Genomic DNA, 25,881 nt, shown 5'->3' on the forward strand with positions numbered 1-25,881 from the left:
TGCGGGCTTGACCCGCAATCCACGAATGCGCGGGGTGCTGGAGTGCGGGAGATGGATCCCGGCTTTCGCCGGGATGACATCTGGGACGGCTTGCGCCGGTATGACCCCCTGGAAGGCTTTCGCCGGGATGACACGAAGGGGGTGTCATTGCGTCAAGGTTGATTCCAGCCACCCCCTGGCTCTCCAGCCAGAACCGCTGCAGCAGGTTGCCCAGCACCTCGGTGCGGTAGGCGGCGGAGGCCCGCATGTCGGAGATGGGCTGGAACTCCGCGCGCAGCACCTGCGCGGCCTGCTGCACGGTCTCGGCGGTCCACGGGCGGCCGGCCAGGAACCCTTCGGTCTGCCGGGCACGCACCGGCGTCGCCGCGACCCCGCCAGCGCCGATGCCGATGCGGGCCACCCGGCCGTCCTCCCCCCGCTCCAGCCGGATCACCAGGCACACCGCGGAGATGTCGTCGTCGAAGCGCCTGGAGACCTTGTAGGCGCGCAGGAACTCGCCGGGGCGCGGGCGCGGCACCAGGATCCAGGCCACCAGTTCATCGGCTGCGAGCACGTTGGCGCGATACCCGGTGTAGAAGGCTTCCAGCGGCAGGTGGCGGTGGCCGCCCTGCTTCATCAGCACCAGCTGCGCCTCCAGCGCGATCAGCAGCGGCATGGAATCGCCGATGGGCGAGCCGTTGGCGACGTTGCCGCCCAGCGTGCCGGCATTGCGCACCGGCAGGCCGGCGAAACGGTTGGCGAAGGTCCTGAGCTGGGGGCGTTCGGCGACCAGCGCCGCGAACGCGTCGGCCAGCGTGACCGCCGCGCCGATCGCGACGTGGTGCTCGTAGACCTCGACGCGGCGCAGCTCGCGGGCACGGGTGACGTCCAGCAGCCGGCCGAAGCGGCGGTGCTGCTTGGTGACCCACAGGCCGACGTCGGTGCAGCCGGCGACGACCTGCGCGTCCGGATGGGCCGCGCGGGCGGCCAGCAGGTCCTGCAGGGATTCGGGTGCCAGGTACGAATCCGTCGAGGCGTCGCGGGGAGGGCGGATGGCGTCCAGCTGCGCCAGCACCGCGGCCTCGTCCACGGCGACCCGCGGCATCTCGCCCATCTTCTGCGCCGCATCCAGGATCGGCCGGTACCCCGTGCAGCGGCACAGGTTGCCCGACAGCTCCTCCTGCGCCAGCGCGCGGGTGACGGCTTCGCCGCGCGCGACGTGGTTCTGGTACATGCCGAACAGGCTCATCACGAACCCGGGCGTGCAGAAGCCGCATTGCGAGCCGTGGCACTCCACCATGGCCTGCTGCGCCGGGTGCAGCGTGCCGTCGGCGCCGGCCAGGTCCTCGACCGTCCACAGCGCCAGGCCGTCGACCGAGTGCGCCAGCTTGATGCAGCTGTTGACGGCGCGAAAGTGCAGGCGGTCGCCGTCCGGCTCGGCCACGACCACCGTGCAGGCGCCGCAGTCGCCTTCGCCGCAACCTTCCTTGGTGCCGGTGGCGCCCAGGTCCTCGCGCAGCACCTCGAGCAGGGTGCGGTCGGGTGGTACATTGCCCAGCGCGACCAGCTGGCCGCGGCGGATGAATCGGATCGTCTTGCTGTCCATGGGTGGTGATGAGGGCAAACCCGGATGACAAGCGTAGAGCGCCAGCATGCCACGGGCATAAGCCACGCCATATGAAAACCATGCCGCCGCGGGTATGAGAGACCAGGACCTTTTCGACAAGATCGACCTCCACCTCATCCGGGTCCTGCACACCGTGTTGACCGAACGCAGCGTCTCTCGCGCCGCCCTGCGCATGGGCATGCACCAGCCGCAGGTGTCGGCCTCGCTGCGGCGCCTGCGCGAGCTGGCCGGCGACCCGCTGCTGGTGCGATCGGGCTCCGCCATGGTGCCCACCGACGCCGCGCTGCGCATGGTCGAACCCAGCGCCCGCATCCTGCGCGCGGCCGAGTCGCTGTTCAGCGATGCCCGCGGCTTCGACCCGGCCACCACCGGCCAGACCTTCCGCGTCGCCGCCAGCGACTACCTGGACCCGCAGTTCCTGCCGGCGCTCGTCGCCGACGTGAAGGGCCAGGCGCCGCAGGCCGGCATCGAGATCCACCCGCTGTCGCCCGACGGCTACTACCACGAGCGGCTGGCGCAGGGCGAGATCGACGTGGTGATCGGCAACTGGCTGCAGCCGCCCGGCGACCTGCATCGCGCCGAGCTGTTCACCGACGAAGTCGTGTGCCTGGTGGCCCGCGAGCACCCGGCGGTGCGGCGCGGCTGGAGCGCCGACGACTGGCTGGCCGCCGAGCACGTCGCGCCCACGCCCATGCATCCCGGCGCGCGCGGCGTGATCGACGAGCACCTCGAAGGCCTGGGCCTGGCGCGCAACATCACCGCCCGCTGCGCCCACTTCGGGCTGATCCCGGCGATGGTGGCCGCCAGCCTGCTGGTGATGACCACCGGCCGCCTGTTCTGCGAGCGCTATGCCGGCCGCCTGCCGCTGGCCATCCTGGCGCCGCCGATAGACTTCCCGCCGCTGACCTATTACCAGCTGTGGCACGAGCGCAGCCACGCCTCGGCCGCGGCCCGGTGGCTGCGTGGCCGCATCAAGGCCGCGGCCGGCCAGCTGCGCAAGTGATGGACCACCCCCGAAGCGCCTTCGGCGCTCCCCCCTCGAGGGGGCGCCCCCAGCGGCCCGGCAAAGCCGGTTCCGCGGGGGCACTGTGCTTGGCGCTTCGTGTCACGCCCGGTGTAGAACCAACAAGGAAATGACGAAACCCGCCGCCCGCCTGCAGCTGCAGGACATCACCAAGCGTTACCCCGCCGTCGTGGCCAACGACGGCATCTCGCTGTCGGTGCGGCCCGGGCAGGCGCACGCGGTGCTGGGCGAGAACGGCGCGGGCAAGTCCACGCTGATGAAGATCATCTACGGCTCGGTCAAGCCCGACGCCGGGCAGATCGTCTGGAACGGCCGGCCGGTGCAGGTGCGCAACCCGCAGGAGGCGCGGGCGCTGGGCATCAGCATGGTGTTCCAGCACTTCAGCCTGTTCGACACGCTGACCGTGGCCGAAAACGTGTGGCTGGGGCTGGGCCGGGGCCTGAAGCTGGCCGAGGTCGCGCGGCGCATCGAGGCCAAGGCCGCCGAGTACGGCCTGCCGATCGACCCCTCGCGCCCCGTGCACACGCTGTCGGTGGGCGAGATGCAGCGGGTGGAGATCATCCGCGCGTTGCTGACCGATCCGCAGCTGCTGATCCTGGACGAGCCCACGTCGGTGCTGACGCCGCAGGCGGTCGAAAAGCTGTTCGTGGTGCTGCGCCAGCTGGTGGCCGAAGGCTGCAGCATCCTGTACATCAGCCACAAGCTGCACGAGATCCGCGCGCTGTGCGATGCCTGCACGGTGCTGCGCGCCGGTCGCGTCACCGGCGAATGCGACCCGCGCGAGGAGAGCAATGCGTCGCTCAGCCGCATGATGATCGGCGCCGAGCCGCCCGAGCTGGAGCACCACGACCGCCAGCCGGGCGAGGTGGTGCTGCAGGTACAGGGCCTGGCCCTGAAGCGCGAGTCGCCCTTCGGCATCGACCTGGAGGGCGTCGGCTTCGAAGTGCGGGCCGGCGAGGTGGTGGGCATCGCCGGCGTGTCGGGCAACGGCCAGCGCGAGCTGCTCTATGCACTGTCGGGCGAGGACCGCCGGGCGCGACCCGATGCCATCCGCCTGGGCGGCCAGCCGGCCGGCCGGCTGGGCCCGTCGCACCGCCGCCACCTGGGGCTGCACTTCGTGCCGGAAGAAAGGCTGGGGCGCGGCGCCGTGCCCTCGCTGGGCCTCGCGCACAACCTGATGCTCACGCGCACCGACGCCGTGGGCCGTTCCGGCTGGGTGGACGTGCAGGCGCTGCGGCGCCAGGCCGCGGACATCATCCGCCGCTTCAACGTCAAGGCCGGCGGGCCGGATGCGGCCGCCCAGTCGCTGTCCGGCGGCAACCTGCAGAAGTTCATCGTCGGCCGCGAGATCGACGCCCGGCCGAAGCTGCTGGTGATCTCGCAGCCGACCTGGGGCGTGGACGTGGGCGCGGCGGCGCAGATCCGCAGCGAGATCCTGGCGCTGCGCGACGCCGGCTGCGCCGTGCTGGTGGTCAGCGAGGAACTGGAGGAGCTGTTCGAGGTGAGCGACCGCCTGCACGTGATCGCCAAGGGCCGCCTGTCGCCCTCGCTGCCGCGCGCGCAGGCGACGGTGCAGAAGATCGGCGAGTGGATGAGCGGGCTGTGGGACGCGCCGGCCGCGGTGGCCGCGCGGGAGGCCGCCGATGCTTAGGCTGGAAGTCCGCCCCGAACCTTCGCGCTTCTGGAGCCTGGGCTCGCCGCTGCTGGCGCTGGTGCTGACCGTCGTCATCGGCGTGCTGCTGTTCGCCGCGCTGGGCAAGGACCCGGTGCGCGGGCTGCAGGTGTTCTTCTGGGAGCCGGTCAAGTCGGCCTATGCGCTCGGCGAGCTGACCGTGAAGGCGACGCCGCTGCTGCTGGTGGCGCTGGGGCTGGCGGTGTGCTTCCGCTCCAACGTCTGGAACATCGGGGCGGAAGGCCAGTTCATCATCGGCGCCATCGTCGCCGGCGGGGTGGCGCTGATGGCCGGCAAGGACACCAGCCGCTGGATCGTGCTGGCGCTGCTGCTGGCGGGCACGGCCGGCGGCATGGCCTGGGCGGCGATCACCGCCGTGCTGCGCGACCGCTTCAACGCCAACGAGATCCTGGTCAGCCTGATGCTGGTCTACGTGGCCGAGCAGCTGCTGTTCTACCTGGTGTTCGGCCCCTGGAAGGATCCGGCCGGCTACAACTTCCCGCAGACCCGCACCTTCGAGGCGGTGACCCAGGTGCCGCGGCTGATGGCCGGCTCGCGCATCAGCATCGGCGTGCTGGTGGCGCTGGCCGGCGTGGCGGCGCTGTGGATCTTCCTGTTCCGCACCCGCGCCGGGTTCGCCCAGCAGGTCGGCGGGCTGGCGCCGGCGGCGGCGCGCTACGCCGGCTTTTCCTCGCGCAAGGCGCTGTGGCTGGCGCTGCTGGTGTCCGGCGGCACGGCCGGACTGGCCGGCGCGCTCGAAGTGGCCGGGCCGCTCGGCCAGCTCACGCCGCACGTGCCGGCCGGCTACGGCTTCGCCGCCATCATCGTGGCCTTCGTCGGGCGCCTGCACCCGGTCGGCATGGTGTTCTCGGCCATCCTCATGAGCATGTTCTACATCGGCGGCGAACTGGCGCAGTCGCGGCTGGGCCTGCCCAAGTCCCTGACCGGCGTGTTCCAGGGCCTGCTGCTGTTCACGCTGCTGGCGTGCGACACGCTGATCGCCTACCGGGTGCGGTTCGGGCGCGGCGCGCGACTGAAGGGGGCGGCCTGATGGAGAGCTACGCGCTGCTGCTGGCCGCGACCCTGAATGCCGGCACCGTGCTGGCGCTGGCGTCGCTCGGGCTGCTGATCAACGAGAAGGCCGGCATCGTCAACCTCGGCGCCGAAGGCATGATGCTGTGCGCGGCGCTGGCCGCCTTCGTGGCCGTCGTGCACAGCGGCAGCGACGTGCTGGGCTTCCTGGCCGGCGTGGGCGCGTCGGCGCTGCTGGCGGCCCTCTTCGGCGCGCTGGTCATCTGGCTCAACACCAACCAGTACGCCACCGGCCTGGCGCTCAGCCTGTTCGGTGCCGGCTTCTCGGCGTTCGCCGGCATCGGCTACGTGCAGGAGAAGCTGCCCGAGCGGCTGCACTTCGTGGTGCCGCTGCTGGGCGACATCCCCCTGCTGGGGCCGGCGCTGTTCCGCCAGCATCCCATGGTCTACCTGGCGATCGCCTTCGTGGGCTGGCTGGTCTGGTTCCTGTACCGCTCGCGCGCCGGGCTGGTGCTGCGCTCGGTCGGCGAGTCGCCCGAGTCGGCCCATGCGCTGGGCTATCCGGTGCGCTGGATCCGGCTGGCGGCGGTGGTGGCGGGCGGTGCGCTCTGCGGCCTGGCCGGCGCCTACCTGATCCTGGTCTACACGCCGCTGTGGGTCGAGGGCATGGTGGCCGGCCGCGGCTGGATCGCGCTGGCCCTGACCACCTTCGCCACCTGGCGGCCGGCGCGGGTGCTGCTGGGTGCCTACCTGTTCGGCGGCGTGACCATGCTCCAGTTCCACCTGCAGGGCGCCGGGGTGGACGTGGCCACCCAGTTCCTGACCATGCTGCCCTACCTGGCCACCATCGTGGTGCTGGCGCTGATCTCGCGCAACCCGACCTGGATCCGGGTGAACATGCCGGCGTCGCTGGGGAAGCCCTTCCATCCCGGCACATAATTCGCGCTTTCGTCGTCACCACCCCCTCAGAGGACTTCCATGACCGATCTGAAGAAACGATCCCTGCTGCAGGTTGCGGCCCTGTCCGCCGTAGCGGCGACCGCCCTGGTCGCCTGCGGCAAGAAGGAAGAGCCGGCGCCGGCTCCGGCGCCCACCGCCGCTGCGCCCGCGCCGGCCGCGGCCAAGCCCGAGCCGCTGAAGATCGCCTTCGCCTACATCGGGCCGGTGGGCGACGGCGGCTGGACCTTCGCGCACGACAACGGCCGCAAGGCGGTCGAGAAGGAATTCGGCGACAAGGTGGCCACCTCCTTCGTCGAGAACGTGCCCGAGTCGGCCGACGCCGAGCGCGTGATCCGCGACATGGCCTCGCAGGGCAACAAGCTGATCTTCGGCACCACCTTCGGCTACATGGAGTCCATGGTCAAGGTCGCGGCCGACCACAAGGACGTCAAGTTCGAGCACGCCACCGGCTACAAGACCGCCGACAACCTGCGCACCTACGACAGCCGCACCTACGAAGGCGCCTACATGGCCGGCGTGATCGCCGGCAAGATGACCAAGTCCAACGTGGTGGGCGTGGTCGGCTCGGTGCCCATCCCCGAGGTGGTGCGCAACATCAACAGCTTCACGCTGGGCGCGCAGTCGGTGAACCCCAAGGTCAAGACCAAGGTGGTCTGGGTCGGCAAGTGGTTCGATCCGCCCAACGAGACGGCCGCCGCCACCTCGCTGATCAACGGCGGCGCCGACGTGCTGATGCAGAACACCGATTCGTCGGCCGTGCTGCAGACCGCCGAGAAGATGGGCAAGCGCGCCTTCGGCTGGGACAGCGACATGACCCATTACGGCCCGAAGGCGCACCTGGGCTCGGCCATCATCAACTGGGGTCCGTACTACATCAAGGCCACGCGCGACGCGCTGGAAGGCACCTGGAAGGGCAACGAGCAGGCCTGGTGGGGCGTCAAGGAAGGCGCCATCGACATGGTGTCGATCGCCGAGGACGTGCCGGAGGAAACGAAGAAGAAGATCGAAGAGGTCAAGGCCGGCCTGAAGGACGGCAGCTTCGCGATCTGGAAGGGCCCGATCAAGGACAACGCCGGCAAGGAAGTGCTGGCCAAGGACCAGGTCGCCGACGACAAGTTCCTGGGCGGCATCAACTTCTACGTGCAGGGCGTGGAAGGCAAGGTGCCGGGCGGCGAGAAGAAGTAGGGCAGGCGGGGCCGCGTGCCCCTGCTGACCAGCAAGGGCCGGGATCTTCCCGGCCCTTTGTCGTTGGCGAATGGCCCTGCTGCCCGGCCCGCCGGTGGACGGCCGGGCGCAGGTAGAGTCAGGGCATCGCCACCTTGCCCGCCTGGGCGCCACCCTGGAGTCCCTTCGATGGCCACGATCCCCGCCATTGCCGCCGACCGCGTGCCCGAGCTGCTGCGCCGCATGCCCAAGGCCGAACTGCACATCCACATCGAAGGGTCGCTGGAGCCGGAGCTGATCTTCGCGATGGCGCGGCGCAACGGCGTGCCGATCCCGTATGCCAGCGTCGACGAACTGCGGCGCGCCTACGCCTTCACCAACCTGCAGAGCTTCCTGGACATCTACTACGCCGGCGCCGGCGTGCTGGTCGCCGAGCAGGACTTCTTCGACATGGCCTGGGCCTACCTGGAAAAGGCCAGGGCCGACAACGTGGTGCACGCGGAGATCTTCTTCGACCCGCAGACGCACACCGCGCGCGGCGTCGCCATGGAAACCGTGATCAACGGGCTGCACCGGGCCTGCGAGCAGGCGCGCGAGCAGCTGGGCGTGAGCGCGTCCCTGATCCTGTGCTTCCTGCGCCACCTGAGCGAGGAGGAGGCCTTCCAGGCCCTGGAGCAGGCGCTGCCCCTGCGCGACAAGTTCATCGGCGTGGGCCTGGATTCCAGCGAGGTGGGGCATCCGCCGGAGAAGTTCGCGCGGGTGTTCGCGCGCTGCGGCGAACTCGGGCTGCACCGGGTGGCGCACGCCGGCGAGGAGGGGCCGCCCGAGTACGTCTGGACGGCACTGGACGTGCTCGGGGTCGAGCGCATCGACCATGGCGTGCAGTCGGCCAGGGATCCGCAGCTGATGCGCCGCCTGGCGCAGGAGCGGGTGCCGCTGACCGTGTGCCCGCTGTCCAACCTGAAGCTGTGCGTGTTCCCGCGGCTGGAGGACCACAACATCCGCCGGCTGCTGGAAGCCGGGCTGGCGGTGACCGTCAACTCCGACGACCCGGCCTACTTCGGCGGCTACCTGAACGACAACTTCCTGCAGACGTTCGAAGCCACGGGGCTGACGGCGCAGCATGCCTGGCAGCTGGCGAACAACAGCTTCGAGGCCAGCTTCGTCGGGGCGGAACAGAAGCGGCGCTGGCGGGACCGGCTGGACGAAGTCTTCGCGTCATTGCAGGCCTGATCGACGTGACATGTCTATGCGGGCCTGACCGAAGCAACATGTCATTGCGGCTTGACCGAAGCAACATGTCATTGCGGGCTTGACCCGCAATCCATCACCCGTCGTCTGAATACGGCACGTGCGCATTCAGCGCGACAGGAGATGGATCCCGGCTTGCGCCGGGATGACACGGGGTTTGCTGTGCGACGCTGCGTGACACGCAGCGCGCGGCAGGGGCGGCAGCGCGGCCCATTGCGGCGCGCGGTTGGGGCGGCAGCGCACCCACGCGCAGTGCGGCTGAGGCGGCAGCGCGGCTGAGGCGCGCCACAGCCGGTGACGCGCAGCCGACGCCGCGCAGCTTCAGCGCCCCAGTCCCTCCACCGCCTGCCCCATCGCCTCGCGCGCCTGCTCCCAGATGCGCTGCTGCCATTCGGGCGTGTCGGTGTAGAAGGCCTCCAGCATCTGCCGCTTGATCGAAGCGGCCAGGTCGGGGGCGGCCTCGGGGTGCTGGGCCAGCCAGTGCTCGGCGCGCACGGCCTGCAGCACCTGCAGCAGCGGCTGGGTGCCGTACTCCATGGCGATGCCGGTGTACTCGGCATCGGGGCACTCGTCGCCCACGCAGGACCACATCATCCCGGTCAGCTTCGAGGAAGTCGACGAGCCGTCGTAGATCGAGGTGACGGGCGTGCGGCCGGCGCCATCCCACCAGCTGCGCGCCCGCGCCACCTCGGCGGGATCGTCCGGGCCGGCATAGATGCGCTCGCCCAGGCCGCTGGGCCCCAGTCCGGTGTGGAAGTCGATCCAGGCGAGGCGCCGGGTGGTGCGCCCATGCGCCTGCAGCACCTCGCGCAGGGTGCGGTTGCTCCAGGTCGGGCCGAGGCCGCCGTAGTACATGCCGTCCGGGAACTCGTGCTGGCCGCTGCTGATGGCCGCCTGGTAGGCGGCCGCGCCGTTGCGGTCCACCCAGCGCTGCAGTTCGGCCTCGTTCTCCTGCGAAGGCGGCCAGTGGTCGGGGAACATCAACCGGTGCAACTCGGCATAGCCGGGGTTCCTCGGCAGCGGTTTCGTGAAGTCGTGGAAGTTGCGGTTCAGGTCCACGTTCTCGTGCGTGGTGCGGCGGATGTGGGAGAAGCCGTAGGGGTTGAGCGCATGCACGTACAGCACGGCCACGTCCCGGTCGCGCGCCAGCTCGCGCCAGGCCTTGTCCTTCAGCGCGGCGACCTGCACGCCGCTGCCGCAAAAGCCCTCCACGCCATGGCAGGCGCTGGACAGCACCAGCAGGGCCGGCGCATCGACCGGGCCGTCGCGCACCACGTCCATCGCCAGTTCCTCGCCGTCGCGCCCCGGCTCGGGATGGATCCTGGACTCGGCCTGCAGCCCGGCGTCGGCCGCGGCGTCGAGGAATCGCTGCCGCGCCTGCGCGTAGCTGGCGGAGAAGCAGTCCTGCAGCTTCATGCGCGCTCCCGGGCGAACCAGGCCTCGGCCAGCCGCACCCAGTAGGTGGCGCCCAGCGGGATCAGCTCGTCGTTGAAGTCGTAGCTGGGGTTGTGCAGCATGCAGGGGCCGGCGCCGTGGCCCATCTCGCGGTGGGTGCCGTCGCCGTTGGCGATGAAGCAGTAGGCGCCCGGCTTGGCCTGCAGCATGAAGGCGAAGTCCTCGGAACCCATGGTGGGCTCCTGCACCATCACGTTGGCCTCGCCCACGATGGACGCCATCACCTCGCGGCAGAACCCGGTCTCGGCGGCGGAGTTGACGGTGGGCGGGTAGTTGCGCACGAACTCGAATTCGCACTGCGCGTCGTGGGCCGCGCAGATGTGTTCGGCCACCTGCTTCATGCGGCCCTCGATCAAATCCAGCACTTCCGGCGTGAAGGTGCGCACCGTGCCCTGCAGCTCGCAGCTGTCGGGCACCACGTTGGTGGCCTCGCCGGCATGGATCATGGTGACCGAGATCACGCCCGCGTCGACCGGCTTCTTGTTGCGGCTGATGATGGTCTGGAAGGCCTGCACCATCTGGCAGGCGACCGGCACCGGGTCGATGCCGTTGTGCGGCAGGGCGGCGTGGCTGCCCTTGCCGCGGATGGCGATGCGGAACTCGTTGGACGAGGCCATCACCGGCCCCGGGCTGACGGCAAACCTGCCGACCGGCATGCCCGGCCAGTTGTGCATGCCGAACACGGCGTCCATCGGGAAGCGCTCGAACAGGCCGTCCTTGATCATCTCGCGCGCGCCGCCGCCGCCTTCCTCGGCCGGCTGGAAGATCAGGTAGACGGTGCCGTCGAAGTTGCGGTGCCTGGCGAAGTGCTGCGCCGCCGCCAGCAGCATGGCCGTGTGGCCGTCATGCCCGCAGGCGTGCATGCGCCCGGCATGTTTGCTGGCATGGGCGAAGGTGTTGAACTCCTGCATGGGCAGGGCGTCCATGTCGGCGCGCAGGCCGATCGCGCGCGGGCTGTCACCGCCCTTGACGACGCCCACCACGCCGGTGGTGCCCAGGCCGCGGTGGACGGGGATGCCCCACTCGGTGAGCCTGGCCGCCACCACGTCGGCGGTGCGCACTTCCTGGAAGCACAGTTCGGGGTGGGCGTGCAGGTCGCGCCGGATGGCGGTGATCGCCGCTGCCTGCGTGACGATGGAGTCGAGGACGTTCATGGTCGCAACTTCGTGTGTTCGAGCCGGGCAGTCTAGCCCGTGGCGCAGGGCGGCGCAGGCCTATCCGCGACAATCCCGGCCATGCCTGCCGCCTCCCCCACGCTTTCACCGCGCGCCCTGGAACTGGCCCAGTCCCTGGTGCGCATGAACACCATCAGCGACCGCAGCAACCTGGAGCTCATCCACTTCATCCGCGATGAGCTGGGCCGGCTGGGCGTCACCTCCCGCCTGACCTTCAACGCCGACCGGACCAAGGCCAACCTGTTCGCCACGCTGGGCGAGGGCAAGCCGGCCGGGGTGATCCTGTCCGGCCACACCGACACCGTGCCCTGGGACGGGCAGGACTGGTCGGTCGACCCGCTGTCGGCCGTGGTGCGCGACGGCAAGCTCTACGGGCGCGGCTCGGCCGACATGAAGGGCTTCATCGGGCTGGCGCTGGCGCATGCGCCGCAGTTCCTGGCCGGCGACGCCCCGTTCGCGATCCACTTCGCCTTCAGCTACGACGAGGAGATCGGCTGCTTCGGCGTGCGCGAGCTGATCGCCGACCTGCGCGAGGCCGGCGTGAAGCCGCTGGCCTGCATCGTGGGCGAGCCCACCTCCATGGTGCCGGCGATCGCGCACAAGGGCGTGTACCGCTTCCGCTGCTGCGTGCGCGGCAAGGAGGCGCACTCGTCGCTGACGCCGAAGTCGGTCAACGCGATCGAGATGGCGGCGCGGGTGGTGGGCAAGGTGCGCGACATGGCCGAGGGCTTCGAGCGTGAGGAACCGCGCTACGAGGGCTTCGACGTGCCGTTCTCCACCGCCAGCGTGGGCCAGTTCCACGGCGGCATCGCCGACAACGTGGTGCCGCGCGACGCCGAGTTCCGCTACGAGTTCCGCGACCTGCCCACGGCGGACGCCGGGGCGATGCAGCGCCAGGTGGTGGACTACGCGCGCTCGCTGGAGCCGGCGATGAAGCAGGTGGCGCCGGACGCCGGCTTCCGCTTCGAGACGATCTGCGAGATCCCCAGCTTCCAGGGGCGGGCGGACGACCCGGTGACGCGCCTGGCGCAGCGGCTGGCGGGCGAGGCCGGCACCACCCTGGTGGCCTTCGGCACCGAGGCGGGGATCTTCAGCAACGCCGGGATTGCGTCGGTGGTGTGCGGACCGGGTTCCATCACCCAGGCGCACCAGCCCGACGAATACGTGAGCCTGGAGCAACTGGCCCGCTGCGAGGCGTTCATGCGGGGGCTGGCGGCGGCGAAGGCGGTGGGCTGACGAGTTGCCACCCTCGCGAAGGCAGGGGCCCACCCGGCGTCCGCACGGGCCAGGGCGAGGACCGTTACCATGGCGGGCCCGACTCCGGATCCGCTCCCATTCCCGGGTCCCCGGTTGCGGTAAGCGGATGTAAGTCGTGGGGCAGGTCTTGGTGAACACGTTGAGCGCCGGCATCGGCAATCCCCCTGGCATGAACGCACCGCAACAGGTGCGGGGTGCCTGTCCGCACGACTGCCCCGACACCTGCTCGCTGGTGACCACCGTCGTCGACGGCGTTGCGACCCGGGTGCAGGGCAACCCGGCCCACCGCCCCACCGACGGCGTGCTGTGCGCCAAGGTCTCGCGCTACGCCGAGCGCACCTACCACCCCGGGCGCGTGCTGCGGCCGCTGCGGCGGGTCGGGCCCAAGGGGTCGGGCCGGTTCGAGGCCGTGAGCTGGGACGAGGCGCTGCAGGACATCGCGTCGCGCCTGTCCGCTATCGCCGCGCGCGACCCGCAGGCGATCCTGCCCTACAGCTACTGCGGCACCATGGGCTGGGTCCAGGGCGACGGCATGGCTTCGCGCTTCTTCCATCGGCTGGGCGCTTCCCTGCTCGATCGCACCATCTGCTCGGTGGCCGGTTCCGCCGCCATGGTGCACACGCTGGGCGCCAAGGTCGGCATGAAGGTGGAGTTCTTCGCCGAGGCGAAGCTGATCCTGATCTGGGGCAGCAACTCCATCACCAGCAACCTGCACTTCTGGCGACTGGCGCAGGAGGCCAAGCGGCGCGGCGCCCGCCTGGTGTGCATCGATCCGCGCCGCACCGAGACCGCCGAGAAGTGCCACGAGCACCTGCAGATCCTGCCCGGCACCGATGCGGCGCTGGCACTCGCGCTGATGCACGAGCTGGTCCGCAACGACTGGCTGGACCACGACTACATCGCCCGCCACACCCTGGGCTGGGAAGCGTTGCGCGAACGCGCGCTGCGCTGGTCGCCCGAGCGGGCCGCCGCCACCTGCGGCATCGATGCCCAGCGCATCCGCGAGCTGGCGCGCGACTACGGCACCCTCCGTCCGGCCGCTATCCGGCTGAACTACGGCATGCAGCGCGTGCATGGCGGCGGCAACGCGGCGCGCGCCGTGGCCTGCCTGCCGGCGCTGGTGGGCGCCTGGCGCGACCGCGCGGGCGGCGTGCTGCTGTCCAGCTCCGGCTGGGCCACGCTGGACCGGGCGGCCGTGCAGCGGCCCGACCTGCTGGCCGGCCGCACGCCGCGCAGCATCAACATGGTCACCATCGGCGACGACCTGCAGCGGCCCGCGTCGCCGGCGTTCGGTCCGCGCGTAGAAGCGGTGGTCGTCTACAACAGCAACCCGGTCGCAGTGGCGCCCGAGTCGGCGCAGGTGGTGCGCGGCTTCGCGCGCGAGGACCTGTTCACCGTGGTGCTGGAGCATTTCCGCACCGACACCGCCGACTACGCCGACTACGTGCTGCCCGCCACCACCCAGCTGGAACACTGGGACCTGCACACCGCCTACGGCCACACCGACGTGCTGCTCAACCGGCCGGCGATCGCGCCGCTGGGCGAGGCCCGGCCCAACTCGCAGATCTTCCGCGACCTGGCCGCGCGCATGGGTTTCGCCGACGCCTGCTTCGCGGACAGCGACGAGGCGATCTGCCGGCAGGCCTGCGCCGGCCGCGTGGATTTCGATGAGCTGCTCCAGAACGGCTTTGCGCCCCTGCCCGTGCCCGATGCGCCCTTTGCCGAAGGCCGGTTCCCCACCCCCTCGGGCCGCTGCGAGTTCTTCAGCGCCGCGCTGGCCCGGCAGGGCCTGGACGGCCTGCCGGACCACGTGCCCAACCACGAGGCCTTCGGCTCGTCGCCGCGCTACCCGCTGGCGATGATCTCGCCGCCGGCGCGCAACTTCCTGAACTCGACCTTCGTCAACGTGGACGCGCTGCGGGCGATCGAGGGCGAGCCGCTGCTGGAGATCCATCCGCAGGACGCGCAGGCGCGCGGCATCGAAGACGGCACCCCGGTGCGCGTGTTCAACGATCGCGGCGAATACCACTGCAAGGCGCAGGTGTGCGAGCGCGCCCGCCCCGGCGTGGTCAACGGCCTGGGCGTGTGGTGGCGCAAGCTCGGCATGGCCGGCACCAACGTCAACCAGCTCACCAGCCAGCGGCTGACGGACCTGGGCGGCGGCCCGGTGTTCTACGACTGCCTGGTGGACGTGCAGCCGGCGTGAAGGGCAGGTGGCTGGTGGCGTCGGCGGCGGGGACGGTGGCAGTGGCGGCTTCGCTGCTCTGCCTGTCCGGCTGCGCCAACCTGGGCTACTACTGGCAGTCGGCCACCGGCCACCTGCGCATCCTGCAGGCGTCGCGGCCGGTGCAGGACTGGCTGGGTGACGAGCAGGCCTCGCAGCGGCTGAAGGAGCGCCTGCAGCTGAGCCAGCGCATTCGCGCCTACGCCTCCAGCGAGTTGCACCTGCCCGACAACCCCAGCTACCGGCGCTACGCCGACCTGCAGCGCAGCGCCGTGATCTGGAACGTGGTGGCCGCGCCCGAGTTCTCGCTCGAGCTCAAGACCTGGTGCTTCCCCATCACCGGCTGCGTGGGCTACCGCGGCTATTTCGACGAGGCCGATGCCAAGGCGGAGGCGGCGCGCATGCGCGCCGAAGGCTACGAAGCCAGCAGCTACCCGGTGCCGGCCTACTCCACGCTCGGGTGGATGAACTGGGCCGGCGGCGACCCGCTGCTGAACACCTTCATCCACTACCCCGAAGGCGAGCTGGCCCGGCTCATCTTCCACGAGCTGGCCCACCAGGTGCTGTACGCGCGCGGCGACACCGTGTTCAACGAGTCCTTCGCCACCGCGGTCGAGCGGCTGGGCGTGCAGCGCTGGCTGCAGGAGCAGGCATCGCCCGAGGCGCGCGCCGACTACGCGCGCTACGACGGCCGGCGGCGCGCCTTCCGCGCGCTCACCCGGGCCACGCGCGCGCAGCTGGAGGCCGTCTACGACGACAAGGCTTCCGCCGGCGAAGAGCAGCTGCGCCGGCGCAAGGCCCAGGTGATGGCCGGCTTCCGTGCCGACTATCACCGGCTGCGCGACAGCTGGGACGTGGAGCCGGCCCGGCTGCGCGGCTACGACAATTGGGTGGCCGGCGCCAACAATGCGTCCTTCGGTGCCCAGAAGGCCTACGACGAACTGGTGCCCGGCTTCGAGGCCCTGTTCCACTCGCTGGGGGGCGACTGGGACCGCTTCTACGACGAGGCCAGGCGGCTGGCCAAACTGCCCAAGGCGGAACGACACGCATACCTGAAAGACAAGGAGAAGGGCCGTGCCTGACATCCACATCGAACGCGAGCACAGCCTGGGGCTGCCGCGCGCCCGCCAGCTGGCCTTCAAGTGGGCCGAGGCGGCCGAGGGCAAGCTGGACATGGAATGCACCTACGAGGAGGGCAAGACCTCCGACCTGGTCAGCTTCACGCGCCCGGGCGTGAACGGCGAGCTGCGGGTCACGCGCGACCGCTTCGAGCTGCACGCGCGGCTCGGCCTGCTGCTGGGCGCCTTCAAGGACCGCATCGAAACCGAGATCACCCGCAACCTGGACGAGCTGCTGCAGCACGCCGATCCGGTCCAGGCTTTCCAGCACGGCGTGGCCGAAGCGACCCGGCGCTCCGGCAGCAAGGCCGCGGCCGGCACGGCCAAGCGGGCGGCGGCGCGCAGCCGCAAGGCCTGAATCGTGGAATCGGCAAGTGCGGGGCCGCTGGCCGGCCTGAAGGTGCTGGAGCTGGGGCAGCTGATCGCCGGCCCGTTCGCGGCCAAGACGCTGGCCGATTTCGGTGCCGAGGTGGTCAAGGTGGAACCGCCCGCCGGCGGCGACCCGCTGCGGCAGTGGCGCCTGCTCAAGGACGGCACCTCGGTGTGGTGGCAGGTGCAGTCGCGCAACAAGCGCTCGATCGCGCTCGACCTGAAGGATCCGGCCGCGCAGGACATCGTGCGCCGGCTGGCTGCCGAGGCCGACGTGCTGGTGGAGAACTTCCGACCCGGCGCGCTGGAGGGCTGGGGCCTGGACCCCGTGGCATTGCTCGAGCGCAATCCCCGCCTGGTCGTGCTGCGCGTGAGTGGCTACGGCCAGACCGGCCCCTATCGCGACCGGCCCGGTTTCGGCGTGGTGGCCGAGGCCATGGGCGGCCTGCGCCACCTGACCGCCGAGCCCGGCCGGGTGCCGGTGCGGGTGGGCGTTTCCATCGGCGACACGCTGGCTTCGCTGCACGGCGTGATCGGCATCCTGATGGCGCTGCACGAGCGCCAGGCCAGCGGCCGCGGGCAGGTGGTGGACGTGGCGCTGTACGAGGCCGTGTTCAACTGCATGGAGAGCCTGCTGCCGGAGTACAGCGCCTTCGGCGTGGTGCGCCAGCCCGCGGGCAGCGCCATGCCGGGCATCGCGCCGACCAACGCCTACCGGTGCAGCGACGGCGGCTACGCGCTGGTGGCCGGCAACGGCGACAGCATCTTCCGCCGGCTGATGGCGGCCATCGGCAGGCACGACCTGGGCGCGGATCCGGCGCTGGCGACCAATGCCGGCCGGGTGGCGCGGGTGGAGGAGATCGACCGCGCGATCGGCGATTGGACGGCCCGGCACACGGTGGACGAAGTGCTGGCCGCGCTGGAGGCCGCGCACGTGCCGGCCGGCCGCATCTACACCGTGGCCGACATCGCGGCCGATCCGCACTACCGCGCGCGCGGGATGATCCAGGAAGTGGTGCTGGACGACGGCAGCGCCGTCGCCGTGCCCGGGATCGTGCCCAAGCTGTCACGCACGCCCGGGGGCCACCGCCGCAATGCGCCGGCGCTGGGGCAGGACACCGAGGCCGTCTTGCGGGAGATCGGGCTGACGCCGGGGCAGGTCGCGGCGTTGCGGGAGCGGGGGGTGGTGGGCTGAGGCGCGCTGCGGCCGCATCCCCGATGTCATGGCGGGCTGGACCCGCCATCCATCGCGCGCCGACTGAATTCGCGCAGTGGCGTGTGGGCCTCGGGGGATGGATCCCGGCGTTCGCCTGGCTTGCGCCGGGATGACATGCAAGGCGAGGCGGCGCGGCGCGGCGCCGAGGGACCCGGGGCCTACCCCCGCAGCGAGTTGATCAGGTCCACGTACTGCCGCATCGCGTCGTCGCTGGACGTGCCCTTCAGCCCGTTCCAGGCGTCCCACTTGGCTCGCCCGACCATGTCGCCGAAGCCGGGCTTCTTCGCGGCGTTGTCGCCCTCGGTGGCCTGCTTGTACAGGCCGTAGATCTTCAGCAGTGTGCTGTTGTCGGGCCGCTCGCTCAGGGTCTTGGAGTTGGCGACGGCGGCTTCGAATTCGGCTTTGAGGTCGGCCATGGTGGGGCTCCGGTGGGAAAGTCCGCGGTATCTTAAGCCCCGGCCGCGCCCACAATCGGCGCGCATCCAATCCGCAGAAGGACTTCCCGCATGGCCACCCGCATCGTCCGCAGCGTCGCCCAGCAAGCCGCCCGGCGCGCCGCCCGCGGCGCCGTGAAGCAGGCAACCCGTGCCGTGCGCGGCGCGCTGGGATTGGCGGGCGAGCGAATGAGCAAGGTCGACACGGCCTGGCTGCGCATGGACAGCGAGCGCAACCTGATGATGATCATCGGGGTCTGGACGCTGCGCCCGCGCATCGACTACGAGGCGCTGTGCCGCCGGGTGGAGGAACGCCTGCTGAAATACCCGCGCTTTCGCCAGCACGTGGTGGAAGACGCCACCGGCGCCAGCTGGGTGGACACGCCGGGGCTGGACGTGCGCCAGCTCGTCGTGCGCGAGAAGCTGCCGCGCGGCCGCGCAGGCGGCGAGCAAGCCGCGTTGCAGGCGAGGGTGGGCCAGCTGGCGATGCAGCCGCTCGATCGCCAGCTGCCGCTGTGGCGCTTCCACCTGGTGGAGGACTTCGACGGCGGCAGCGCGCTGGCCGTGCGCATCCACCACTGCATCGCCGATGGCATCGCGCTGATCTCGGTGGTGCTGTCGCTGGTGGATGGCGGCGCCCCGCCGCCGCAGCGCAGGGCGCGCGGCCCGGCTCCGGATGGCGGGCACTGGATCGCCGAGAGCCTGCTCAAGCCCTTCACCGACCTCAGCGTCAAGGCCTTCGACGCCGCCGGCGCCGGCGCCGCGCGTTCGCTGCACCTGCTGGACGATCCGCGCGCCGGCCTGGAAGGCTCGCTCGAACTGGCGCGGCTCGCCTACCAGGTGGCCGGCGACTCCGCGGCGCTGCTGCTGATGCCGGACGATTCCAAGACCCTGCTCAAGGGGCAGCCCGAGGGCCGCAAGCGGGTGGCCTGGTGCGCCCCGCTGCCGCTGGACGAAATCAAGGCGGTCGGCAAGGCGCTCAACTGCTCGATCAACGACGTGCTGCTGTCCTGCGTGTCGGGCGCCATCGGCGAGTACCTGCGCGGGCAGGGCGACGACCCTGCGGGCAAGGAGATCCGCGCCATGGTGCCGGTCAACCTGCGGCCGATGGAGCAGGCCTGGAAACTGGGCAACCGCTTCGGGATGGTGCCGCTGGTGCTGCCGATCGGCATCGAGAACCCGATCGAGCGCATCTACGAGGTGCGCCGGCGCATGGAGGCCCTGAAGGGCAGCACCCAGCCGCTGCTGGCGTTCGCCGTCCTGACCGTCGCCGGCCTGCTGGTCAAGCCGGCGCAGGACCTGCTGCTCGGCCTTTTCAGCGACAAGACCACCGCCGTCATCACCAACGTGCCCGGCCCGCGCGAGAAGCTGCGCTTCCTGGGCGCCACGCTGGAGCAATGCATGTTCTGGGTGCCGCAGTCCGGCAACATCGGCCTGGGCGTGTCCATCCTCAGCTACGGGGGCAACGTGCAGTTCGGCGTCATCGCCGATGCGGCGCTGTGCCCGCAGCCGCAAAAGATCATCGACGCCTTCGCGCCGGAGTTCGCCAAGCTGTCCTGGCTGACGCTGATGCTGCCCTGGGGGGACGGCTAGGGCAGTTGCAACATCCCCGCGCAAACCGTGTCATTGCCGGCTTGACGGAGCCTGCCCCGGACTTGATCCGGGGCAATCCATCTCCAGGCGCCAGGACACTCGCGGGCGCTGGCAAGGGGCGGGGGCTTTCCGCCGGGATGACACAGGGGAGGGCAAGCGCAAGAGCCTCACTGCTGCCGCTCACGCTCCTGTTCTTCTTCCTCCTTCGCCGCCAGCCGGTCGTGCTCTTCCCGGTACGGCTCGCCCAGCGCCTTCTGCTGCCCGCGTGACAGCACTTCCCGCGCCAGGGGAAACCACTTCTCTTCCTCTTCCTGCAGGTGGTGCTCCAGCTTGTGCACCAGCTTGCCCAGGCCCTCCAGCCACTCGGGCGAGCCGGGATCGGCCTTCTCCAGGTCCTCCACCATCTCGTCCATCTCGTGGTGCTCGGCGATGCCGTGCCGTGCGGCTTCCACGGTTTCGTCGTGCTCGATCAGTGGCACGTAGAAGGTGCGCTCCTCGGCGGTCTCGTGGGCCGCCATCTCGACCTTGAGTTCGTCCAGCGCCTGCCGGCGCTGCGCGGGTTCGCCGATGGCGTCGAGCAGGCGCCGGCAGATGGCCCGCTGCTGCCGGTGGCTCTGGAGAAGGGCGTCGAAGATGTCCATGGCGCCAGTCTCGGCGGCCCGGCCGCAGCAGGGTGTAGGCCAAGGCCGCCGGGTGCAGCCCAGCCGCGGACTACTCCTGCAGTTCGGCCTGCGCCAGCGCCACGTCCAGGCGCTGGGTCGCGTCCAGCGGCTGCAGCGCCGCCGCGCGCTCGTACAGCTCGGTCGCCTCGGCCATCCTGCCTTCGCCCTCCAGCATGACCAGCCCGTTGGCGTACTCGATCAGGCCGATGGCCGAATTGGGGTTGAGCTCGAGCGCCTGCCGGAACAGCAGCAGGCCGGTTTCCTTGCGGGCGCCGTAGGTCATGCCGCCGATCAGCGGGCCGACCTTGTCGATCACCTCGGCGTGGAAGGCGCCCAGCGCGACGTGCGCGTCGGCATGACGCGGATTGAGCCTGATCGCCTTCTCCAGCGACTCCTTGACCTTGCTGCCCAGGCCCTGCGCCAGCGCCTTGGCCACGCTGATCGCCTGGCTGTAGCGCCCGAGCGCGTAGCCGCGGTGGTGCCAGGCGGCGGCGTTGTGCGGCTCGCGTGCGGCCTGCGCTTCGGCGCGCTGCGCCACCTCCTGGAACAACTCGAGCCGCGCTTTCTCCTTCTTCTCGAGGTAGGTGGCGTAGATGCAGGTGGCCTTGTTGGCCACGGTGACGCCGGCGCCGCCTGCTTCGAGCCCGGCCAGTGCCGCCTTGTGGAACTCGCCGCGGTGGTAGAGCGCCCAGGCCTGCAGCACCGCGGGATCGGCCGGCAGCGGCTCGGCATCGCCCGCGTGCAGGCGGGCCCAGTTGCGGCGGACCTCGTCGGCGCCGAAGTCGAATTCACCCAGCTGCGGGAACGCTGCCCACTTGCCCACTCGTTGTCTCCCGATCGTCCTTGTCGTGGCGTGCCTGCTGCCCACCGGCCGTGTAGGCCCCGGCCAGGCCCAGCAAGTGGGCGCGCTGGTCGGCACGCAGATAGGGTACCAGCAGATGCAGCACGTGGTGCGCGCCGCGCAGCAGGGCCGCCTGCGCGCTGGCCGGCTCCAGTGCGTGGCGCGGATCGCGCACGTACTCGAAGCTGAGCCAGTACGTCAGCACCACCACCATGCTGGTGGCCATGGGTTCGGCCTCGCGTGAATCGATGTCGGCCGATCCGTGGCGGTTCATCCCGTCGAGCATCGCGCGGATGGCGCGGGCCTTGTTCTTCAGGACCGCCTGGAACTGCGTTTCCAGCTTGCGGTTGCGCGACAGCAGGTCGTTCAGGTCGCGGTACAGGAAGCGGTGCTGCCAGATCAGCTCGAACAGCGTGTGCAGGAAGAACCAGGCGTCCTCGACGTTGCGGACGTTGTCGGCCGCCGCCAGCAGTTCCGACAGCGAGCGCTCGTAGCGCCCGAACAGCGAGTTGACCAGTTCCTCCTTGGCCGGGTAGTGGTAGTACAGGTTGCCCGGGCTGATGTTCATCTCGGCCGAGATCAGCGTGGTCGACACGTTCGGCTCGCCGAAGCGGTTGAACAGGTCCAGCGTCACCTCCAGGATGCGCTCGGCCGTGCGGCGGGGGGCTTTCTTGGCCATGTCGGTGCGCGCAGGATCCAGCGGCCCCGCTCGTCAGGCGGCAGCCTTGTCGCCGCAGGCCTGCACCCACCGCGCGAGGTCATCCAGCGCGCCATCCAGCCGCACCATGGCCTGGCCGACGCGCGAGCCGGGCTGCGGCGCCAGCAGTCTGCGCTGCTGCAGCAGCACGTCGCCGCGCAACCGCACCCCGTGGCGCGCCAGCTTGGGCCCGATGTCCGCCTGCCGCGCCCGCAGCAGGGCCCTCGTCTGCTGGTAGGCATGCTCCGCCAGTTCGCGCCGCTGCCGATAGCTGAAGGTGTTGGCAAGATACATCTGCGCATCGCCCCGGTCCGGCTCCAGCAGCACGATGTCGGTGCGGGGGTAGAGCCGCTCGTACTGCTTCATCCCGAGCTCCATGCGCGAATGGATCATCGACCGGAAGGTCTGGCTCAGCACCGCCGGCAGCCCGCCCTCGACGATGCGCGGGATGCCGCGCTCGCCGGGGCGGGCCGCGGCGCCGGCCCTGAACGGCACCAGCGGGTTGAGGCACAGCAGCAGGTCCGCGCCCTCGGCCAGTGCCACGCTGGCGTGCAGGGTCTTCTTCAGCGCGCCGTCGACGAAGTACCCGTCGCCGATGCGCACCGGCGGAAACAGCCCCGGCAGCGCGGCGCTGGCCTGCACCGCCCGGGAAATCGGCACCTCGTCGAACCCCGGCCGGCCGAACGGAGCGGCTTCGCCGGTGTCGAGGTTGGTGGCCACCAGGGTCAGCCGGGTGGGCAGTCGCCGGAAGTCGTTGCTGCGGCCCGGCCGCGAAAACGCCTCGGCCAGGCGGCGGTGGATCTCCTCGCTGGAGAACAGGCCGGTGGGCAGGGCCGGGCCGAGCTGCTCGATGGCGTGCGTCAGTGGCTTGCGCCCCCCGGTGGCGCGCCACAGCGCCGAAGCCGCCAGTCGGGGCAGCCGCCCCAACCGGTGCCGGAATTCGCCCCAGGCCGGCACCATCAGCCAGGCGGGATCGAACACCTCGCTGCCGCCGCTGTTCTCGATGAAGGAGGCGCACAGTTCGCGCGGGGTGAATCCGTTGGCCAGCGCGGCGGCGATGAAGCCGCCGGCCGACACGCCCACGTAGTGGTGCAGCCGGTTGAAGGCGACGCCTTGCAGCGACTCCTCCAGTGCGCAGAGCGCACCGATTTCGTAGATGGCGCCGAGCGGACCGCCACCGGCCAGTGCCAGCGCAACGCGTGGCGAGGTACTGCCTGTGCTCATGAACCCCAGTTTAGGTGCCGGCGCGGGCTGCGGCTGCTGCGTTGCAACAAGCGCCGGGCAGGTTCGTCCCGTTTCGTATGTCATTCCGGCGAAAGCCGGAATCCACCTCCGGAATGCTGCGGACCGCCGTGCGTGATCATGCGCCGGGAGATGGATTGCCCCGGATCAAGTCCGGGGCAGGCTCCGTCAAGCCCGCAATGACATGGCCCCGGCCCGCGTCGCGAAGACACTGCCTCTGGCTGTTCAGGCAGCCGCCTTCTTGGCCGCACGCTTGCGCGAGGGTGGGGTCGCCACCTTCTTCGCGCCCGCCGCGGCGCGCGGGCTCCTGCGCGCGCCGGAAGCCGTCTTGCCGCCGAGGCTGGCCACGCTGCGATTGAGTTCGTCGATGCGCGCGATCAGCGCATCCACCTCCTTGGCCGAAGGCACGCCCAGCTTCTTGAGGGCGCGGGCGACCCGTTCCTCGAAGATGCTCTCGAGCTTGTCCCACTGGCCGGACGCCTTGGACGACAGGTCGGTGGCCATCAGCGCCATGCGGCTGGTGGCCTCGGAAATCTTCTCTTCGGCCACCGCCTGGGTCTTGCGCTGGATGGACAGGCCTTCCTTGACCAGCGTGTCGAACACCTTGCTGCCCTCGTCCTGCGCCTTGGCGAACGCGCCCAGGCCGGCCAGCCAGATCTGGCTGGCCGACTCCCGGACCGTGCTGGACAGCGGCACGCCGCCCTTGTCCTTCTTGCTGTTGCCGGCGGCGCCGGTGCGCTGGATCTTCTTGACCATGGTGCGGACTCCAAGGTGAGAGTGGATGGGTGAGTCGACTTTACGGCGCAGGGCGGGCTGGCAGTAGGCGGGCGCTCCTAATTGCGTTCACGGGCAGCCGCCTGTCTTTGGGTTAACGCGGAATCGCCACCCTGCGCCTTTGCACCAGAATCCCCCGCAAACACGCACCCGCGCGACAGCACGCGGCACCATCCGGAGGTCTTCCCATGCACTATTTCGTCACCGGCGCGACGGGCTTCATCGGCAAGCGCCTGGTCGGCAAGCTGCTCGAGCGCAAGGGCTCGGTGGTGTACTTCCTGATCCGCAAGGAAAGCGAGGGCAAGGTTGCCGCGCTGCGCGAGCACTGGGGCGTGCCGGCATCGCGCGCCATCCCCGTATACGGCGACCTGACCGCGAAGAAGCTGGGTGTCTCCGCCCACGACGTGAAGCTGTTGAAGGGCTCCATCCACCACTTCTTCCACCTGGCCGCCGTCTACGACCTGGCCGCCGACGAGGAGAGCCAGGTCGCCGTCAACATCGAAGGCACCCGCAACACGGTGGAGTTCGCCAGGGCCATCGCGGCCGGGCACTTCCACCACGTGTCCTCCATCGCCGCCGCCGGCCTGTACGAAGGCGTGTTCCGGGAAGACATGTTCGACGAGGCCGAAGGCCTGGACCACCCGTACTTCATGACCAAGCACGAGAGCGAGAAGATCGTGCGCCAGGAGTGCAAGGGGCCGTGGACCGTCTACCGCCCGGCCATGGTGGTGGGCGACAGCCGCACCGGCGAGATGGACAAGATCGACGGGCCGTACTACGTCTTCAAGCTGATCCAGCGCATGCGCCAGATCCTGCCGCCCTGGATGCCGGCGGTCGGGCTGGAAGGCGGCCGTGTCAACATCGTGCCGGTGGACTTCGTGGTCGATGCGCTCGACCACATCAGCCACCGGCCGGAGATCGAGCGCAAGTGCTTCCACCTGGTCGACCCGGTCGGCTACCGCGTGGGCGACGTGCTGGACATCTTCGCGCGCGCCGCGCATGCGCCCAAGATGAACCTGTTCGTCAACGCGGCGCTGCTCGGGTTCATCCCCAAGGGCGTGAAGAAGGGCCTGATGGCGGTGGCGCCGGTGCGGCGCATCCGGCGGGCGGTGATGAAGGACCTGGGCCTGCCCGAGGACATGCTGGACTTCGTCAACTACCCGACCCGCTTCGACTGCCGCGAGACGCTGGCCGCGCTCAAGGGCAGCGGCATCGCCTGCCCCAACCTGAAGGACTACGCCTGGCGGCTGTGGGACTACTGGGAGCGCCACCTCGACCCCGACCTGCACATCGACCGCAGCCTGCGCGGCACCGTGGGCGGCAAGGTGGTGCTGGTGACCGGCGGCTCCTCCGGCATCGGGCTGGCCGCAGCGCACAAGTTCGCCGAGGCCGGCGCGATCACCCTCATCTGCGGCCGGGACCAGGAGAAGCTCGACCAGGCCTGCGCCGAGGCCACGGCCAGGGGCCACCGCTTCCTGGCCTACCCGGTCGACCTGGCCGACATGGCCGATTGCGACCGCTTCGTGCAGCAACTGATCGCCGACCACGGCGGGGTGGACTTCCTGGTCAACAACGCGGGCCGCTCGATCCGCCGCGCCATCGAGGCCAGCTACGACCGCTTCCACGATTTCGAGCGCACCATGCAGCTCAACTACTTCGGCGCGCTGCGCGTCACCATGGGCCTGCTGCCCGGCATGGTGGCCCGGCGCCGCGGCCACGTAGTCAACATCAGCTCGATCGGCGTGCTGACCAACGCGCCGCGCTTCTCGGCCTACGTCGCCAGCAAGGCGGCGCTGGACGCCTGGACCCGCTGTGCTTCCAGCGAGTACCAGGACCAGGGCATCACCTTCACCACCATCAACATGCCGCTGGTGCGCACGCCGATGATCGCGCCCACCAAGATCTACAACAACGTGCCCACACTCTCTCCCGAGGAGGCCGCCGACCTGGTTGCCGAGGCCTGCATCGCCAAGCCGGTGCGCATCGCCACCCGGCTGGGGGTGACCGGCGAGCTGCTGCACGCACTGGTGCCGCGCATTGCGCAGATCGTCATGAACACCAGCTTCCGGATGTTTCCGGATTCATCGGCGGCCAAGGGGGAGAAGGAAAGCGGGA

General features: G+C 70.4%; 21 protein-coding genes and 1 pseudogene. 13 read left to right on the forward strand and 9 right to left on the reverse strand.

The features are described 5' to 3' along the window. Positions 1–148: 148 nt before the first annotated feature. Positions 149–1,585, reverse strand: a pseudogene (gene xdhA, locus V6M57_RS06875) (xanthine dehydrogenase small subunit); the annotation flags it as partial. Positions 1,586–1,679: 94 nt separating this feature from the next. On the opposite strand from xdhA, the gene V6M57_RS06880 reads away from it, so the two are divergent. The 6 genes from V6M57_RS06880 (at position 1,680) to V6M57_RS06905 (ending at position 8,691) form a co-directional block, all read left to right on the forward strand. After that, on the forward strand, positions 1,680–2,609 hold the full coding sequence (locus tag V6M57_RS06880) for a LysR family transcriptional regulator (protein ID WP_332814249.1): 930 nt from the start codon (positions 1,680–1,682) through the stop codon (positions 2,607–2,609). 130 nt (positions 2,610–2,739) lie between these two features. Beyond that, entirely contained in the window at positions 2,740–4,281 is a 1,542-nt protein-coding gene (locus V6M57_RS06885) for an ABC transporter ATP-binding protein (protein WP_332814250.1), read from the forward strand. After that, the gene (locus V6M57_RS06890) at positions 4,274–5,353 is read left to right on the forward strand and encodes an ABC transporter permease (RefSeq protein ID WP_332814251.1); all 1,080 of its coding nucleotides are present in this window, start codon (positions 4,274–4,276) and stop codon (positions 5,351–5,353) included. Before V6M57_RS06885 ends, V6M57_RS06890 begins: the two co-directional genes overlap by 8 nt. Continuing rightward, the gene (locus V6M57_RS06895) at positions 5,353–6,273 is read left to right on the forward strand and encodes an ABC transporter permease (RefSeq protein ID WP_332814252.1); all 921 of its coding nucleotides are present in this window, start codon (positions 5,353–5,355) and stop codon (positions 6,271–6,273) included. Before V6M57_RS06890 ends, V6M57_RS06895 begins: the two co-directional genes overlap by 1 nt. 39 nt (positions 6,274–6,312) lie before the next feature. Next, a complete protein-coding gene (locus tag V6M57_RS06900) occupies positions 6,313–7,479 on the forward strand; it encodes a BMP family ABC transporter substrate-binding protein (RefSeq protein WP_332814253.1) in 1,167 nt (388 codons plus the stop codon). A gap of 168 nt (positions 7,480–7,647) precedes the next feature. Beyond that, complete coding sequence (locus V6M57_RS06905) at positions 7,648–8,691, forward strand: adenosine deaminase (protein WP_332814254.1); 1,044 nt, start codon at positions 7,648–7,650, stop codon at positions 8,689–8,691. 339 nt (positions 8,692–9,030) lie between these two features. Here the strand turns inward: V6M57_RS06905 and V6M57_RS06910 are convergent, their stop codons facing one another. Both V6M57_RS06910 and V6M57_RS06915 read right to left on the reverse strand, forming a co-directional pair. Beyond that, complete coding sequence (locus V6M57_RS06910; protein ID WP_332814255.1) at positions 9,031–10,125, reverse strand: M14 family metallopeptidase; 1,095 nt, start codon at positions 10,123–10,125, stop codon at positions 9,031–9,033. Then, the gene (locus V6M57_RS06915; RefSeq protein ID WP_332814256.1) at positions 10,122–11,318 is read right to left on the reverse strand and encodes a M20 aminoacylase family protein; all 1,197 of its coding nucleotides are present in this window, start codon (positions 11,316–11,318) and stop codon (positions 10,122–10,124) included. Before V6M57_RS06915 ends, V6M57_RS06910 begins: the two co-directional genes overlap by 4 nt. A gap of 81 nt (positions 11,319–11,399) precedes the next feature. Here V6M57_RS06915 and argE point away from each other — a divergent pair, with 81 nt between their 5' ends. From argE to V6M57_RS06940, 5 genes are all read left to right on the forward strand, one after another. Continuing rightward, positions 11,400–12,575: an acetylornithine deacetylase gene (gene argE, locus V6M57_RS06920; protein WP_332814257.1), complete on the forward strand. Its 1,176-nt coding sequence runs from the start codon at positions 11,400–11,402 to the stop codon at positions 12,573–12,575. 190 nt (positions 12,576–12,765) lie between these two features. Next, a complete protein-coding gene (locus V6M57_RS06925) occupies positions 12,766–14,802 on the forward strand; it encodes a molybdopterin-containing oxidoreductase family protein (RefSeq protein WP_332814258.1) in 2,037 nt (678 codons plus the stop codon). Then, positions 14,799–15,902: an aminopeptidase gene (locus tag V6M57_RS06930; protein ID WP_332814259.1), complete on the forward strand. Its 1,104-nt coding sequence runs from the start codon at positions 14,799–14,801 to the stop codon at positions 15,900–15,902. The genes V6M57_RS06925 and V6M57_RS06930 overlap by 4 nt, the downstream gene beginning before the upstream one ends. Beyond that, entirely contained in the window at positions 15,895–16,296 is a 402-nt protein-coding gene (locus V6M57_RS06935) for a polyhydroxyalkanoic acid system family protein (RefSeq protein ID WP_332814260.1), read from the forward strand. The genes V6M57_RS06930 and V6M57_RS06935 overlap by 8 nt, the downstream gene beginning before the upstream one ends. Before the next feature lie 3 nt (positions 16,297–16,299). Next, the gene (locus V6M57_RS06940; RefSeq protein WP_332814261.1) at positions 16,300–17,502 is read left to right on the forward strand and encodes a CaiB/BaiF CoA transferase family protein; all 1,203 of its coding nucleotides are present in this window, start codon (positions 16,300–16,302) and stop codon (positions 17,500–17,502) included. A 179-nt stretch (positions 17,503–17,681) separates the two neighbouring features. Here the strand turns inward: V6M57_RS06940 and V6M57_RS06945 are convergent, their stop codons facing one another. Beyond that, positions 17,682–17,939: an acyl-CoA-binding protein gene (locus V6M57_RS06945; RefSeq protein WP_332814262.1), complete on the reverse strand. Its 258-nt coding sequence runs from the start codon at positions 17,937–17,939 to the stop codon at positions 17,682–17,684. Between the two features lie 90 nt (positions 17,940–18,029). On the opposite strand from V6M57_RS06945, the gene V6M57_RS06950 reads away from it, so the two are divergent. After that, positions 18,030–19,550 carry a wax ester/triacylglycerol synthase family O-acyltransferase gene (locus V6M57_RS06950; RefSeq protein ID WP_332814263.1) on the forward strand — a complete coding sequence of 507 codons (1,521 nt, stop codon included), beginning with the start codon at positions 18,030–18,032 and terminating at the stop codon, positions 19,548–19,550. A 167-nt stretch (positions 19,551–19,717) separates the two neighbouring features. On the opposite strand, the gene V6M57_RS06955 is transcribed toward V6M57_RS06950, so the two are convergent. The 5 genes from V6M57_RS06955 to V6M57_RS06975 all read right to left on the reverse strand — a co-directional run bounded on the left by V6M57_RS06955 (position 19,718) and on the right by V6M57_RS06975 (position 23,748). Beyond that, positions 19,718–20,191 carry a hemerythrin domain-containing protein gene (locus tag V6M57_RS06955; RefSeq protein ID WP_332814264.1) on the reverse strand — a complete coding sequence of 158 codons (474 nt, stop codon included), beginning with the start codon at positions 20,189–20,191 and terminating at the stop codon, positions 19,718–19,720. A 70-nt stretch (positions 20,192–20,261) separates the two neighbouring features. Beyond that, entirely contained in the window at positions 20,262–21,035 is a 774-nt protein-coding gene (locus V6M57_RS06960) for a hypothetical protein (protein ID WP_332814265.1), read from the reverse strand. Beyond that, positions 21,001–21,732 (reverse strand): TetR/AcrR family transcriptional regulator, encoded by a 732-nt coding sequence (locus V6M57_RS06965; RefSeq protein ID WP_332814266.1) that lies wholly within the window; start codon positions 21,730–21,732, stop codon positions 21,001–21,003. Before V6M57_RS06965 ends, V6M57_RS06960 begins: the two co-directional genes overlap by 35 nt. A 33-nt stretch (positions 21,733–21,765) precedes the next feature. After that, the gene (locus V6M57_RS06970) at positions 21,766–22,974 is read right to left on the reverse strand and encodes a patatin-like phospholipase family protein (RefSeq protein WP_332814267.1); all 1,209 of its coding nucleotides are present in this window, start codon (positions 22,972–22,974) and stop codon (positions 21,766–21,768) included. A gap of 243 nt (positions 22,975–23,217) precedes the next feature. Further along, positions 23,218–23,748 (reverse strand): phasin family protein, encoded by a 531-nt coding sequence (locus tag V6M57_RS06975; RefSeq protein WP_332814268.1) that lies wholly within the window; start codon positions 23,746–23,748, stop codon positions 23,218–23,220. A gap of 206 nt (positions 23,749–23,954) precedes the next feature. Here V6M57_RS06975 and V6M57_RS06980 point away from each other — a divergent pair. Beyond that, a partial coding sequence (locus V6M57_RS06980; RefSeq protein ID WP_332814269.1) for an SDR family oxidoreductase occupies positions 23,955–25,881 on the forward strand: 1,927 nt, incomplete at its 3' end.

It is taken from the genome of Ramlibacter sp., from assembly GCF_036676645.1.
GTDB lineage: Bacteria > Pseudomonadota > Gammaproteobacteria > Burkholderiales > Burkholderiaceae_C > Ramlibacter.